Origin of the sequence: Desulfosediminicola sp., assembly GCF_048381775.1 — a bacterium.
Lineage (GTDB): Bacteria > Desulfobacterota > Desulfobulbia > Desulfobulbales > Desulfocapsaceae > Desulfopila > Desulfopila ganghwensis.
This window is the reverse complement of the sequence record NZ_JBLXGE010000001.1, coordinates 13,319-27,214: the sequence shown is the minus strand read 5'-3', so window position 1 is coordinate 27,214 and position 13,896 is coordinate 13,319. Positions and strand designations below refer to the sequence as shown.

At 48.4% G+C, this 13,896-nt stretch carries 11 protein-coding genes; 3 read left to right on the top strand and 8 right to left on the bottom strand.

Annotated elements, in window-relative coordinates; all coding sequences use genetic code 11:
- Position 1: 1 nt before the first annotated feature.
- Positions 2-1,135: a cytochrome d ubiquinol oxidase subunit II gene (gene cydB, locus ACN5NT_RS00110; RefSeq protein ID WP_419174040.1), complete on the top strand. Its 1,134-nt coding sequence runs from the start codon at positions 2-4 to the stop codon at positions 1,133-1,135.
- 416 nt (positions 1,136-1,551) lie between these two features.
- Complete coding sequence (locus ACN5NT_RS00105; RefSeq protein ID WP_419174039.1) at positions 1,552-2,550, top strand: glycosyltransferase; 999 nt, start codon at positions 1,552-1,554, stop codon at positions 2,548-2,550.
- Between the two features lie 6 nt (positions 2,551-2,556).
- Here the strand turns inward: ACN5NT_RS00105 and ACN5NT_RS00100 are convergent, their stop codons facing one another.
- The 4 genes from ACN5NT_RS00100 to ACN5NT_RS00085 all read right to left on the bottom strand — a co-directional run bounded on the left by ACN5NT_RS00100 (position 2,557) and on the right by ACN5NT_RS00085 (position 6,354).
- Complete coding sequence (locus tag ACN5NT_RS00100; protein WP_419174038.1) at positions 2,557-4,020, bottom strand: ArnT family glycosyltransferase; 1,464 nt, start codon at positions 4,018-4,020, stop codon at positions 2,557-2,559.
- Positions 4,014-4,409 (bottom strand): GtrA family protein, encoded by a 396-nt coding sequence (locus ACN5NT_RS00095; protein WP_419174037.1) that lies wholly within the window; start codon positions 4,407-4,409, stop codon positions 4,014-4,016. The genes ACN5NT_RS00100 and ACN5NT_RS00095 overlap by 7 nt, the downstream gene beginning before the upstream one ends.
- Complete coding sequence (locus tag ACN5NT_RS00090) at positions 4,406-5,383, bottom strand: glycosyltransferase family 2 protein (RefSeq protein ID WP_419174036.1); 978 nt, start codon at positions 5,381-5,383, stop codon at positions 4,406-4,408. The genes ACN5NT_RS00095 and ACN5NT_RS00090 overlap by 4 nt, the downstream gene beginning before the upstream one ends.
- A 308-nt stretch (positions 5,384-5,691) precedes the next feature.
- Positions 5,692-6,354 carry a nitroreductase gene (locus ACN5NT_RS00085; RefSeq protein WP_136798633.1) on the bottom strand — a complete coding sequence of 221 codons (663 nt, stop codon included), beginning with the start codon at positions 6,352-6,354 and terminating at the stop codon, positions 5,692-5,694.
- Positions 6,355-6,630: 276 nt separating this feature from the next.
- Between ACN5NT_RS00085 and ACN5NT_RS00080 the strand changes: the two genes are divergently transcribed.
- A complete protein-coding gene (locus tag ACN5NT_RS00080; RefSeq protein ID WP_419174035.1) occupies positions 6,631-8,757 on the top strand; it encodes a hypothetical protein in 2,127 nt (708 codons plus the stop codon).
- A 159-nt stretch (positions 8,758-8,916) separates the two neighbouring features.
- Here ACN5NT_RS00080 and ACN5NT_RS00075 read toward each other — a convergent pair whose 3' ends face one another.
- From ACN5NT_RS00075 to ACN5NT_RS00060, 4 genes are all read right to left on the bottom strand, one after another.
- The gene (locus ACN5NT_RS00075) at positions 8,917-10,266 is read right to left on the bottom strand and encodes a nicotinate phosphoribosyltransferase (RefSeq protein ID WP_419174034.1); all 1,350 of its coding nucleotides are present in this window, start codon (positions 10,264-10,266) and stop codon (positions 8,917-8,919) included.
- 25 nt (positions 10,267-10,291) lie between these two features.
- Complete coding sequence (locus ACN5NT_RS00070; protein ID WP_419174033.1) at positions 10,292-10,870, bottom strand: isochorismatase family protein; 579 nt, start codon at positions 10,868-10,870, stop codon at positions 10,292-10,294.
- A 253-nt stretch (positions 10,871-11,123) separates the two neighbouring features.
- A complete protein-coding gene (locus ACN5NT_RS00065; RefSeq protein ID WP_419174032.1) occupies positions 11,124-12,293 on the bottom strand; it encodes a M20 family metallopeptidase in 1,170 nt (389 codons plus the stop codon).
- Between the two features lie 2 nt (positions 12,294-12,295).
- A complete protein-coding gene (locus tag ACN5NT_RS00060; RefSeq protein ID WP_419174031.1) occupies positions 12,296-13,891 on the bottom strand; it encodes a KamA family radical SAM protein in 1,596 nt (531 codons plus the stop codon).
- Positions 13,892-13,896 lie beyond the last annotated feature (5 nt).

Genomic DNA, 13,896 nt, shown 5'->3' with positions numbered 1-13,896 from the left:
CATGATTGGTAGCCTTGATTTAGAAATCCTGCAGCAGCTCTGGTGGATACTGGTCTCTGTTGTAGGCGCACTTTTTCTCTTTCTCACCTTTGTCCAGGGTGGTCAGTCACTGCTGTGGCAGATTGCAAAGGACGAAACAGAGAAGTCCCTGGTGATAAACTCCCTGGGCATGAAATGGGAACTGACGTTTACCACCCTGGTGCTCTTTGGTGGCGCACTTTTTGCCGCTTTCCCGAAATTTTATGCCACCAGTTTCGGCGGCGCATACTGGGTGTGGGTACTGATTCTCTTCACCTTTATTTTTCAGGCGGTAAGCTACGAGTTTCGTAAAAAACCCGGCAATATCTTTGGTGCCAAAACGTACGAACTGTTTCTGTTTATAAACGGTTCTGTGGGCATCCTGTTGATTGGTGCGGCAGTCGGAACGTTTTTTACCGGCTCCAATTTTTACCTGGATGATTTTAACCGGGTGAGCTGGGCGACTCCATACAGAGGACTTGAGGCGGCATTTTCTCTTTTCAACCTCTCCATGGGTCTTTTCCTGGTCTTCAATGCCAGGGTGCTCGGTTCCATGTATCTGGTAAATAACATCGACTTTGGAGGAATGCCTGAGTTTGAGGCACGGGTTCGCAAGTCATGTTTGACCAGTCTGCTCTGTGCGCTGCCTTTTCTGCTCTACATACTGGGTGGATTGCTGCTGATGGATGGCTTTCAGGTGAATGAAATCGGACAGGTGAGTATGGAGGCTAATAAATATCTCGGTAACCTGCTGGCAATGCCTGTGGTTCTCGGTCTTCTGCTTGTCGGTTTGGTACTGGTCGTTTTCGGAGTCTATAAAACCGCTTTCAGCCAGTCGACAAAAGGTATCTGGTTTGGCGGTCTCGGTACGGTCCTGGTCGGTTTGGCGATATTCTTTACTGCAGCTTTCAACGGTACTCCGTTTTATCCGTCCAAGGTCGATCTGCAGTCAAGCCTGTCCATTTACAATGCGTCTTCCAGCCATTTTACGCTCACAGCAATGACCTATGTGGCAATGGGAATTCCCTTTGTTCTCGGTTATATCGCGTATGTATGGCGTCTGATGAATGCACGTCAGCTCACAGTGTCTGATGTTACAGATAAAAAAGCGTATTGAGACACGAACATTTCAGGAGGTATCCTCATGATAGCAGGATTGCTTATAGGTTGGGTCGTCGTTATTACCCTGTCGTACAGGGGGATTGTCTACGCCCTTGATAAGACTAATCAGCTCTAAGGTTGCCCTTGATTTCTTGAGAAGAGTTGTCCCATCATCTCATGAGAAATCCGGGCTAAGGCCGATATGATACAAGAAAAGCCGCACCTGATTTTTGGGGGCGGCTTTTTTGATTTGGGCCTGTCAGCTGATTTCAGCCAGGCGGTTACGCCGAATATCTTGCAAAAGAAAAGGTAGTTTGTTTAGATAAACGAGGCCTGACAACTAATAGTCCTTTTTTTTCGAATCAACTGAATATCTCCTGCTTGAACATAGCGACCTGTTCCAGCTTCATTCCGGTGAAGGGGTGACAGTATTTGAAAGTAGCACTGTTCATTGCCTCAGAGCATTATGGTGGTGCGGAAAAAGCGTTTGTCGAGTTGGTAAACGCAATGGCTCAGCACCACGATGTCGCGGCTATTATCATACGGGGTAATAAGATCGGGCAGATGCTTTCTGAGTCGGTCAAAGTTTATACCCTGAAATCGAATCCCACCAGGTACAATCCACTCCTCATATTTGAACTGTATATACTCCTCGGTTGGCTTGATCCTGACATTATCCACACCCATGCCGCCAAGGCCACAGAACTTGTCTTCAGGGTGAACATGCTGCTTGGCAAAAAGCATCTCGCCACAAAGCATAATGATCGAAAAGGCAGGGTGTTTAATAAAATGCAGTGGGTAACCACCGTCTCGGAAAAGGCGGCAAGCTCGATACATCTTGGAAAAAAAGGCAGAGTATGGACCATTTATAATGGTGTCGAAGAGGGAAAAATTCTATCCGGTAGTCTTCCTGAAAAATTTACCGTCGTTGCTGTGGGCAGGCTGGACAAGATCAAGGGCTTTGCCGAACTTATCAGGCAGGTTTCCTCACTATCTTTTCCCTTGGTGCTGAAAATTATTGGTGAAGGTCAGGAATATGATTCGCTCAGGGCTTTGATTGTCGAGCTCGGTGCTGAGGGGCGGGTAGAATTGCTGGGCTTTCGTAATGATGTCCATCAGCAGATACATGATGCCCATGTGGTGGTTGTATCGTCTTTCAGTGAAGGAGGGCCCAAAGTACTGATTGAGTCACTTTTTTACGGAAGAGTTTTTATCTCCACCCCGGTCGGCGCAGTTCCGGAAGTTTTGCCGGAGCGGTTTATTGTTACCCAGGAACGACTCGGGGCTAAACTGGAGGATGTCTATAACAATTATCAGCAGTATGAGGCCGAATTTGCCAGGATCGCGGCGGAGAAGAAACCCCTTTTTCTCATGACAAAGATCATCAAACAGTATGACGATCTCTATCATTATTTAGTCGGGCAGGTTTAAGGCTGATCATTGAATAAGGCTTGTATCCAACGAATAGACCTGGGCATAGAATTTGGCATCAAACCTTTTGGAAAACCTGTACGGCACAATAATCTCATCAGGTTCCAGATCTACAGGAGTGGCTGAACCAGAGAGAAATTCGATGGGGTTACGTCGTTGCCACACCACCAGCACAGTCTCCTCTGGGGTATATTTTTGTAGTGGAATCGATGGGGTGATAAGAGTGGCATCTTCCATGAAAAGTCGTAAGTTCCCGCCTATGAATTTGTCTTCAGTGAGTACAAGTAACCGCTGGCCCTCAGGTGATTGGTGGTTAAGTTTCTCACTGATTGCCTTGAACGGATAATTTTCCCTGTGTGGTTTCGAGTCAAAATCTACGAGTACAACACGCAAGGGGATGATCAGCATGACTATCAGGCACAGCACAGAACCGGTTCCGGTGTAGATACGAATTGAGCGCGGTCGAACCTGGGGGAGATCGGTAAGCATAAATGCCAGGAGTGGCAGGATAAACAGGAATGGTTGCAGCCATCGTTCTTTAATATTGGTTGATTGACTTATCAGGACAATAGCAAAGATAGCGAGAAAGGTGGTCGCTATATAAATTGCAAGCAGTCGTGCTGCAGGGGTTAAAGGCTGCAGTTTGAATTGTTTGCGAAAGAGAGCAAGGTAGAAAACAAGGAAAACGGCGATAAAGGCGAGATAGGATAACACCAGTTCAACGGAACCATGGAGAATGTCTGCCAGGTAGCTTCCTCCCTGGTCTACGTTCATGCGGGTAATGGTCTCACTGGTTGCCAGATCCATATGGGTGAGAAACCACACTATGTGGGGGAGGGTGAGGATTATTGCCACCGCAATTGAGAGGCACAACTTTTTATTGAAAATCCTCCTCCGGTAATCGGGCACCATAAGGGTGGCCACCAGCAGGGCCAATACGACAATTACAAAATTGTATTTAGCTAATAAGCCGCAAGCACCACTCACCCCGAACAGCAGGTAACCTGCAAGGGTTTGTTTCTTTGCTGCATAAAAGTAGAAATAGAAGAATGCCGCTGTGGAAGCAGTCAATAATACAGTATGAATCTGGTCTATCTGTGCTTCCCATACCAATTGGGGCAGAAAGAGCAGACCTACGGCGGAAAGTGAAGCTTTTGCCCTATTTTCCGTCAGTAAAAGAGCGGTGGCGTAAGTGAAAATGTAAATGGAGAACAGGGTAAGGTTTTTCAATAAGGCAATTGCAAAAACGTTTTTCCCAAATATTCCAAAGAAGATCATCTGCAGCCAGGTATAGAGCGGAGGCTGCGCGTTATAGCCGAGAGCAAAATATTGAGTGAGCATGACCTGCTCACTCTCGTCAACCGTCACACCGTTGGTGGTAATAAGCCGGACAAGTATCTGCAGGATAAAGTATGTCGCGATAACGTACGGAAACCGATGAACAAAGAGATTGCTGGCCCTGGTTAGCATGATGTGGCTCCGGAAGTTTCTGTATCTTTATGCCCGAAGGCGATCTTTTTGGTGAAATAGTTATAAAAAAATATGATCGCGGTGGTAATCACCTTGGCGATAACTGGCTGGTGTGCAAGCGGTGTAAAGGTCGTAAAGAGGTAAATAAATACTGTCCCGAGACCAAGACCTAAGAGAGAGAAGACGAGGGATAGAATAAATGATCTCTTAAGGCTGTTACTGCGATTGAAGACATAGCTTTTCTGCAGGAAAAAATTTGTAATCAATCCAGCTGAGGCGCTGAAAACGTTCGCTACAACAGGTGACGTAATCTGAACCAGGCCGGCGTAGATTAGAAAATCTACACCGGTGGCAATGACGGATGTGCCAAAAAACTTTAGAATTCTCATGGCTTGTCGTCGCGAATTGAGTAGCTGTTTATGTCTCTTCGTTCCTTGTTGTGGACAATCAGCTCCGCGACGAGACCGGCAATGTATATCTGGGTGCCGATTCCGGTGAGAAAAATGGATATTGTAAAAAGTGGGCTGGTTCCGATTGATTCACCGAAAATCCAACGACCGAAAAACAGGTAAGAAAAAATAGCAAGGCCGCTGAAAAAGAAGGCAGAACCGGCCCAGCCGAAAAGGTGCATTGGCCGGTGCAGATAATTGGTGAGAAACACTACGGTGAGAAGGTCAAAAAATCCCCGGGCGTATCGCTCGAAGCCAAATTTGGAAGAGCCATATTTGCGTTCATGATGCAGCACCGGGATTTCCTTTACCTTGAACCCTTTTTTGTGGGCAAGAAAGGGCACAAAGCGGTGAAGTTCACCATAAAGATGTAACTCACGAGTTAACTGCCGGGTGTAACATTTAAATCCACAGTTATAGTCGTTGAGCTTTAATCCGCTCATTTTCGAGACAAAATAATTGAAGACTTTTGAGGGGATGGTCTTTTCTTTGGGGTCTTTTCTGTTGACCTTCCAGCCGGTGACCAGATCGTTGCCTGCTTCAATTTCTTTCAGAAAGTTCGGGATTTCTGCCGGGTCATCCTGGAGATCAGAATCAAGGGTGAATATTATTTCCCCCTTGGCATTCTCGAAACCCACTTGCAGGGCGGAAGATTTGCCAAAATTCTTTCTCAGATTAATGACTTTTACTTTAGGGTCATTGTCGCGAAACCCGTTGATTACATCGGGGCTGCAATCAGTGCTGCCATCGTTGATAAAAAGGATCTCATATTCTCTATCTACATCAGCCATTACCTCTGTGATGCGGCTATAGAGCTCTGGCAGGGATTCTTCTTCGTTATAAACTGGAAGTATAAATGATATCATTTGATTGCCGGATTTTCGCCAGGTGGCAGTTAATTCATTTTGGGACATCCTGAAGTCCAGGGACGCTTAGAGCCCATCTCTTAGGCAAGACAAAGTAATTGAAAATTTATACTTCATAGAATTACTGAATTTCTATTGGCAGACATGGAGGCAATTACAAAATAGACTCACTGAGTCACCACTTTGTCTTCCGTCGTTGCTATGAAGAATATGAGTATTTTGCCCTACGGCGCTGCATTCTAGTGTGCAGTATGTAAGAGTTCAAGAAATTTTGTCAGAGTAAAAAAAATGAGCCATTGGTCACTCGATAAATGTGTCCGGTATGGAAAGCAGTGAAACCAGTGATGGTGAGTGTATTAAAAGAATCGCGCAAAATCTGCCACCTCCTCCCTGGGCGTGCGGTATAAATTCACCGGGGCCGTTTCATCCTTATAGCCTAGAGCCATGCCGCAAAGCAGAATCATGTTGTCGGGATAGTTAAGGTACTGTCGTACGATGTCCGGGTGTTCTGCGAGTGCGGCCTGGGGGCAGGTGGCAAGACCTTCCTCAACTGCCACGAGCATGAGTGATTGCAGAAACATGCCGTAATCAAGATATGATCCGGCGGCCAGGACAGCATCCATGAAAAACAGGAGCATCACCGGGGCATCAAAAGCCCGGTAGTTTGCTGCCCATTGCTCTTTACGTCTTTGCATATCATGACGCTCTATCTCCAGGGCTGAGTAGAGTTGCATGCCGCAATTGGTGCGTCGCCTGCTGTAGGGAGGAACCCATTCTTCAGGGTAATAGTTGTAATCCTTTTGGGAAGGTTTTCCCTGCCAGAAGGCCTTCTCCAGTTGTGTCTGCAATTCCTGCTTTTTTTCACCTGTAACAACAGCTACCTGCCATGGCTGGGTGTTGGCCCCTGATGGAGCGTGCCTGGCCAGTTCAAGCAGCCGTTCTATCTTTTCACGTTCAACTGGTTTCGGCAGATAACAGCGAGTTGAAGATCTCTTTAAAAGTGTTTCAGAAACTTTCATTTCCCACCTCTGATTGTGTGTGAATCTGGCCTCAATTTGGAAGTAATTATCTATCTGTATTGCCATAAAAAGATGTTGAGGCACAAGAGCTATTTTCACAAAGCTATTCCATCGCTGATCTTTCACCGTTGTCGGTACAGTTTTCCTGTAAATCATCATTTTTGCGAATGAATATCCAGTATTGACCTGCGAAATTATGTTTAATCTGTTAGGTTGCTAAGTAATATTAAGTTATATCAGTATGTTGAATATAATGATGGCTTGAGGGAGGGGAGTATGTCGAAGTGGCAGGAGTTGGTGGGGAGTGAAAATGTACCGGTGAAAGAAAAAACCTGGCTCAGTCGGCGCCGGAAGAAGGCCGGAATTTATCGGGAACAAAAGGAGGGTGAGTACATCGGAGTTGCGCTTTCAGGTGGAGGCATACGATCGGCGACCTTTAATCTCGGTCTGCTCCAGGCGATGAATAGGTCGGGTTTCTTGAAATATGTCGATTACCTTTCTACGGTTTCCGGGGGCGGTTATATTGGTTCCTGTCTGACCTGGCTGAAGATAGTGGGGCGGGACATCTTTCCATTTGGTAACAGCAGAAAAGATTATAGCGGCACAGGGGGCAAGGTGCTTGCCTGGTTGCGCTGCCATGGCCAATATCTGACGCCTGGGGACGGCTTAACCGTCTGGGCGTTGATAGCTGCCTGCATAACAGGAGTTGCCGTCAATCTTCTAATTGTGATTCCGGTATTTCTGGCCCTGTTCTATTGGTTGACCATAAACTCGATCAGTTGCACACCAATTTTTACAGGGGTGGTGATCTCCCTCAACAAGGGGCTGGCATTACCTGATGGGTTTTTTCTGATATTTTGCCTGTCTCTCGTATCGTTCTTCGCTTATCTGGTGATTACCCTTGCCTATGTGGTGTCAACCAGATGCCGAAAATTCTGCCACGAAGTTGTGCAACGCTGGTTTCGGGTCTGGATGGGCATTTGGTTGATGATCGCTGTTATTGCTCTTATTGTCGGCACTATCCCCATTGCTCATAACTCTATCAGGGAGTTTGTCGGGTCTGACTGGTTGAAGGCGACTCTTTCCTCAATTTCATTAAGTGGTCTGATTTCATTTGGTGCGGGCCTAATTGGCAGGACAGAGCAAAATGAAACTCGTGGTGTACGCTCCCTGCTGATGGGGATTGGTTTGAGTCTGATTGTTTACGGCATATTCCTCTATATGTATCAGTTAGTTATAGAGTTGTCGTGCTCGACTGCAGCTAGCTATCTGATTTATGCAGGAATGGGGATATCACTGTTTCTGGCGATATTTGCCGATATTAACCATGTTTCCATGCACAGGTTTTATAGAAACCGGCTGAGAGAGGCATATATGCCGTATGATTTCAGCCCCAATGGTGGAGATACTGGTAAGGCGAGTATGCAGCGGATAAATGCAACAGCAAGAGATGCAGACTATTGCTACCTCAGCACTATTCAGCAGGCTGAAACAGATACGCCATATCATATCATCAATACCAATCTTCAGACAGTTGGCTCAGGCAACCCCAAGCTCAAGCGAAGAGGGGGGGAAAATTTTGTTCTGAGTCCATATTATTGCGGCTCGGACAATACTGACTGGCTCGAAACAGAGCGTTATGCCGGAGGTGAGACGGACCTGGCAACGGCAATGGCCATTTCAGGTGCTGCAGTTGACCCCAATACCTATGCGACCCGTTCCCGTCCCCTGTCATTTTTGATGACGCTGTTCAACGTCAGGCTTGGTTACTGGGCCAGGAATCCAAAAGTGAAGGACAAATGTTATAAACCCTTGAGGGCGCCGGCCTGGTACTATTATATCTTTCGGGAGATGCTGGGAGTCGGCCTTAACGAGAATTGCCATCAGGTACACCTCTCAGACGGAGGCCACTTCGAAAACCTTGCGGTATATGAACTTATCCGCAGGCGTTGCAGGTTGATTGTTGCTTCTGATGCTGGTTGTGACCCTGCATTCAGTTTTAGTGATTTAGCGAAGTTGATTGAACTGGTGCGGGTTGATTTTGGTGCCGAACTTTCATTGTGCACAGACCTTTTACAACCGGCTGAGGCGACAGGTATTTCGAAGCTGCCGTATGCGATTGGCACCATAAAATATATTAATGGTGAAGAGGGAAGCTTTATCTATGTGAAGTCAACTCTGGTCAAAGAGCTCAGTGAAGATATCTATGGATATAAACGAAAAGACGGCTCATTTCCGGACCAGACCACAAATGATCAGTTTTTTGATGAGCAACAGTTCGAAGCTTATCGTGAGCTGGGCTTTTCCATAGGCATGATGTTGTTTGGAGACGAGCCGATGACTGAGGAGGGACTGCAAAGTATGCCTGCCGTGTTACGGGCGAGACAGGCCGAACGCTCCTGAAGGTTCTTTGCGGGTATTGAAGACCAGGCAATCACGGTAAGCATGAGTATCTCAGACGTTCAGGCATGGTCAGGCCCGAAGCAGTATAGAGCCTGACCAGCAGTGAGAGAGGCATAATGATCATCGGGATACAGGCCCGGTGGTTGTTGCGCCATGCGGTTAATCGTGATTCCTGGTCATTACTTTTGAAACCTCGTCACAATATGAGACAAGCTCCTCAGACTGTTGAACAGGGTAGTCGTAATCCTCTTCGGAGTCTGGCTGCAGGCCTTCTGGAACAGTACCGAGTTGTTTGAGCACGTAGGTTCTGGTTTCATCCAATGTCGGTAGTTGAGATACCCGTTTTCCCTGCTGCATGACAGGATTGATCAATTTTTCACCAGAATGCAGTTCATGGGCGAGGCACATGGTGTCGCCAGTCATGGTACCGTCATCACCATAGTTGCGGAAGACCTGTTTTCTGCCAGCCCAGGTAGATTTATTCTGGGCAAGTTTTCTGCGTCCCTGGCCCGCGTACTCGACAAGTTTATAGGCACAATCCAGGTATGGAACATCCGCTGAGGTGGTCATTTTGGTACCAATGCCGAAGCCGTCTACTGCAGCGGCTTCGTCCCTAAAGCGTTGAAGCGCATATTCATCCAGGTTACCGCTGGCAAATATTGCGACATCATGCAGGCCACCATCATCGAGAATTTTTCGTACCTGCCTGGAGAGTTTGATCATATCACCACTGTCGAGTCGCACCCCCTTGATCTTGATATTTCTATTAGCGAGATCCCTGGCCAGATCTACAGCTTTGTGTGCGCCCCGAATGGTGTCGTAGGTATCGAGAAGCAGCACGGTATTGTCGGGATGGCTGACCGCGAAATCAGAAAATGCTTTACGCTCGGAAAGGTGAGCCTGAATGAACGAGTGGGCCATTGTGCCGTATACCGGGATGGAAAATGTCATGCCGGCGGCGACGGTTGCTGTGCCGGTGAAGCCGGCGATATAACTGGCTCGAGCCGCAAGAAGACCGGCCTCAGCTCCGTGGGCTCTGCGAAGCCCGTAATCGATGAGCGTACTTTCCGGCATGATCTGTTTCATGCGAATCGCTTTTGAGGCGATCAGGGTCTGAAATTGCAGAATATTGATGATACGGGTTTCGACAAGTTGTGCCACCGGCAATGGGGCGGTGATGCGAAGAATTGGTTCATCGGTAAAAAACAGAGTTCCCTCCGCCATTGCATCCACGGAGCCGCTGAACTCAAAATCCCTTATACGATTGAGAAAATTCTCGTTAAAGCGGCCATCACGACGCAAAAAATCGATATCAGCTTCGCTGAAATGAACAGTCTCCAGATACTCAACAACCTGTTCCAGGCCACTGGCAACGAAAAATTTACGCTCGGAAGGGAGCTTGCGAACGAAAAACTCAAACACAGCCTCGTCTTCCATACCATGATCGTAATACGCCTGCATCATGGTCAGCTGATAAAAGTCGGTGAGCAGCGGGGAGATAGTTTGCATATTGTTACAGCCTGACAGTTGTATGTTAAAGGTTATTGATAGTTAGCTGGGTCGCACCAGAGGAGATCAGCTCGGCAACAGCCCGGTCACCATCACCCGGGTTCACGTCGACAGCTTTAATGGCGTCCATGAGCAGTACCACCTCAAATGCGGCTGCGAGCAGGTCTTTGCCAGAGGCAAGCACGCAGTAATCGGTGGCAACGCCGCAGATAAAGACCCGCTTGATAGCTGCTTGCTGCAATTTGCCGGCGAGGGGAGTTTCATCCATTGCCGAGTATGCTTCTTTGCCGATATTAGTGCCTTTTTCTATATAGATGGTGTTGTCGGTAAGCTGCAGATCCGGGTGGAATTGCACTCCCCATGTTCCGACCACACAATGAGGTGGCCAGGGACCACCCTGGTCCTTGAAGGAGATATGTTCAGCCGGATGATAATCTCTGCTGGCAAATATAGCAGCACCAGCATCGGCGAATTTCTTAATATAACTGTTTATTGTCGGGATAATACTATCTCCATCGGTAATGGCCAGACTGCCGCCGGGGAGAAAGTCATTCTGGATATCAACAATGAGGAGCGCATCCTGCTCTGGATTTAATGAGTTCATCGTCTGAATGTATTTGAAATACTGCCCACCTAATGATGTTGGACAAGATTGACGAGGCTTGGTTGGCTGGGAAGCCAAAAGTTATCAAGTATCTGAATACAATCTATAGTTTGGTAACTGCTGTGTCAATGAAAGGATAAATAGTGAGTGTTATCAACTAACTGCTTGACCAGGCCGAGGGGCAAGCAGGATAGAAAAACATATGCAGCCGGCCTCATAGCTACAGGCGGCGGCTGCATATGTAAAAGACAGATCAGGAGGGCTGGGCCGAATGGTTCTCCCAAAGGGTTATGATTGAACAGGCCGTGAGGAGAGTCCGCTCAAGGAGGCTATCCCGCAACATATACTCACGATCACTGTGATCGAGGTCGCCGATTGGCCCAAGGCCGTCGATCACCGGGGTTTTCACTCCAGCTATGATATTGGCGTCGGAGACACCACTTCTCAATTCCTCTTTCAGGGGAAGACCAAGCTGTTGAGCTTCTTTATAAATTGCAGTGTAGAGCATTTTGTTGGCAGCACTCTGTTCCATCGGATCACGCCTCGAAGTGACTGTCAGTTCTGCGTGTGTTTCTGGTGTAGTGCACTCATTGGTTATACTGTTGAGTGCAGCATGGCAGTGCCTGGCATCTGCTGCTGTGAGAAATCGGGTGTCTATCTGGGCAGAGGCTTTCTCGGCAATGGTGTTGGGCCCTAAGCCACCAGCCACCACACCTACATTTACCACAAGTTGTCGCCCGGGGTCGTTTAACTGCTCCATGGCGATGGTTTTCCGGGCGAGTTCGAGGATGGCACTGGCTTTGTCCTTGCCAGCAAAGGCAGCATGGCCGGCTTTGCCTTGAACGCTCAGTGAATAACCTGTTTTGCCTTTGCGCCCGGTCACTATTTCACCGCCAAGGCCGCCACATTCAAAGACCATGGCCAACAAACTCCTGGCCCCTTCATCGGCAATGAGTTGGCGGGAGGAAGGGGAACCGATTTCCTCATCGGAATTGCAGAGCAGCGTAATGGGAAGAGAAGGCAAGAGCCCCATCTTGTAAAGCGCCTTCAAGGCAAATATGGCAACCACCAGACCGCCTTTCATGTCGATCACACCGGGCCCGAAGACTTTACCGTTTTCTTCCTTAAACCAATTGAAATGGCTGTCTGGTGGAAACACGGTATCCATGTGACCCACCAGCAGAATAGGCTTGGTACCCGGGCAGCAGGCAGGGCTCCGAAACAACAGATTGTTGCCGTATTCGCTCGATTCGTAGCGTTCTAAATCCATCGGCAGAGTTGAGAGTTCTCGGCTGATGATTTGACCAACTACATCAACGCCAGCCTTATCCCGGCTGTAACTTGACTGCAGGACCAGTTCCCGCAACAACCGGAACAGGTCCTGCTCACTGTTTTTTAAAAACTCGGCAATCTGGCTACGCATCGCTATTTCATCTTGAAGGCAAAATTATCCTGCTGATAGACATCCGGATCAGCGTCCGGGTAACTGACCTCTTCTCCGCTCCAGGGTTTCTTCAGCACATACTGGCCTTCATTACCGCTGACAACGTTGGAACGATGCAATGGGATTTTGCCGCCGGCGGTGGCGATATAGCGTGGTATGGCATCACCCGAGATATTGCCGTACATCGATTCCACAAGATCACGGCCGACTTCCAGAGGTACCCTGAAATGCTTGAATTGCGGGTTTCGGTAGCTGCAGTTGAAAAGGTAGTACGGGCGAACATATGCTTCCTGCACTGTCTCGCACAATTTCCACATCTTGACCCGGGTATCGTTGATTCCTTTCAGCAGCACTGCCTGGTTGAGAACGGTGAAGGTGCGCTTGGAAATCTGCCGGAAGACATTTCGGGATACCGGGGTGATTTCCTGTGGGGTATTAATCTGGGTAACGACCCTGATCGGTTTCTTGTCGTTGCTGGCCTCCAGGATGTCGAGCAGCCCTTCATCGACGCGCATTGGTGCGGTAACCGGAATACGGGTGCCAAGTCGCTTGGCCTTGATATGGTCGATACTGTCGAGCTCGCCAAGCAGCCATTCAAGCAGCGAATTTGGCAGTAAAAAGGCGTCACCGCCGGTGATCAGGATGTCGCGGATACGATCATTTTTACGGATGTAGTCAAGAGCTTCACCATATGCCTCTTTGGAGTAGACCTTGTCTTTTTTACCAATGTGGGCAAGACGCAGGCAGTGGGTGCAGTACATCGCGCACATGTTGGTTGCCTTGATGGTCACTACCCTCGGGTAAAACTGGTCGACCAGGCGGGCCGGGGAGTGGTCGGCCGCGACGGGCGGTATTTCAATTCCCGCATTTTGAATCATCTCTCCCGTGGGTACTGATTGCAGCATAATCGGGTCGTTGATGGCGCCCGGCATAATGAGGCTGGTGTAATACGGGGTGAGGCGCATGCGGTAGGTCTTAGTGACATTGGCAATGGACTCAAGCACATCTGCTGGCAAGTCGATCAGTTTGGCCAGGGTTTCGACAGAGTCGATGGCGTAACGGATCTGGCCGTTGAACGAGTTCCAGTCGTCATCGCTCATCCCGAGCTCGGACTGAATCTTTTTCCTGTTCTCCTCTATTGTTTCCCAGAGTTCGATACCACTTGGCGCTTCCGTATCTTTTTTGGCAAGGTACTCTTCAACCCTGCTGTTGGCAGTGCTGGCGATAGGCAGAGCCTGGGTGAGGCGACCGCCGACGGAGACCATGTGCTCGTCAATTTCCTCATGCTTTCTGGCCAGTTGCTCCAACTGGTCAATGGGTATGCCGAAGTCTGCGGGGGAAGCTCCGGTGTTCTCCTGCAATTCAAGCAGCTTGCTGAACAGATCGACAATCGGCGCAGTGAGTTGCTGGCTTTGCGCGTTTTCAAGTAGATTTGCAATTTCAATTTTGTCGGCCGCTTCAACCGTGCCTTCTGCCTTGCCGCTCAGGGTCTCAAGTAATTCTTTGGTGTAGCTGTCAAATGATGCGGATACGGACTCTGTCATGATCTCTGCTTCAGTTGTACTTGGTGCGTTCATTGTGG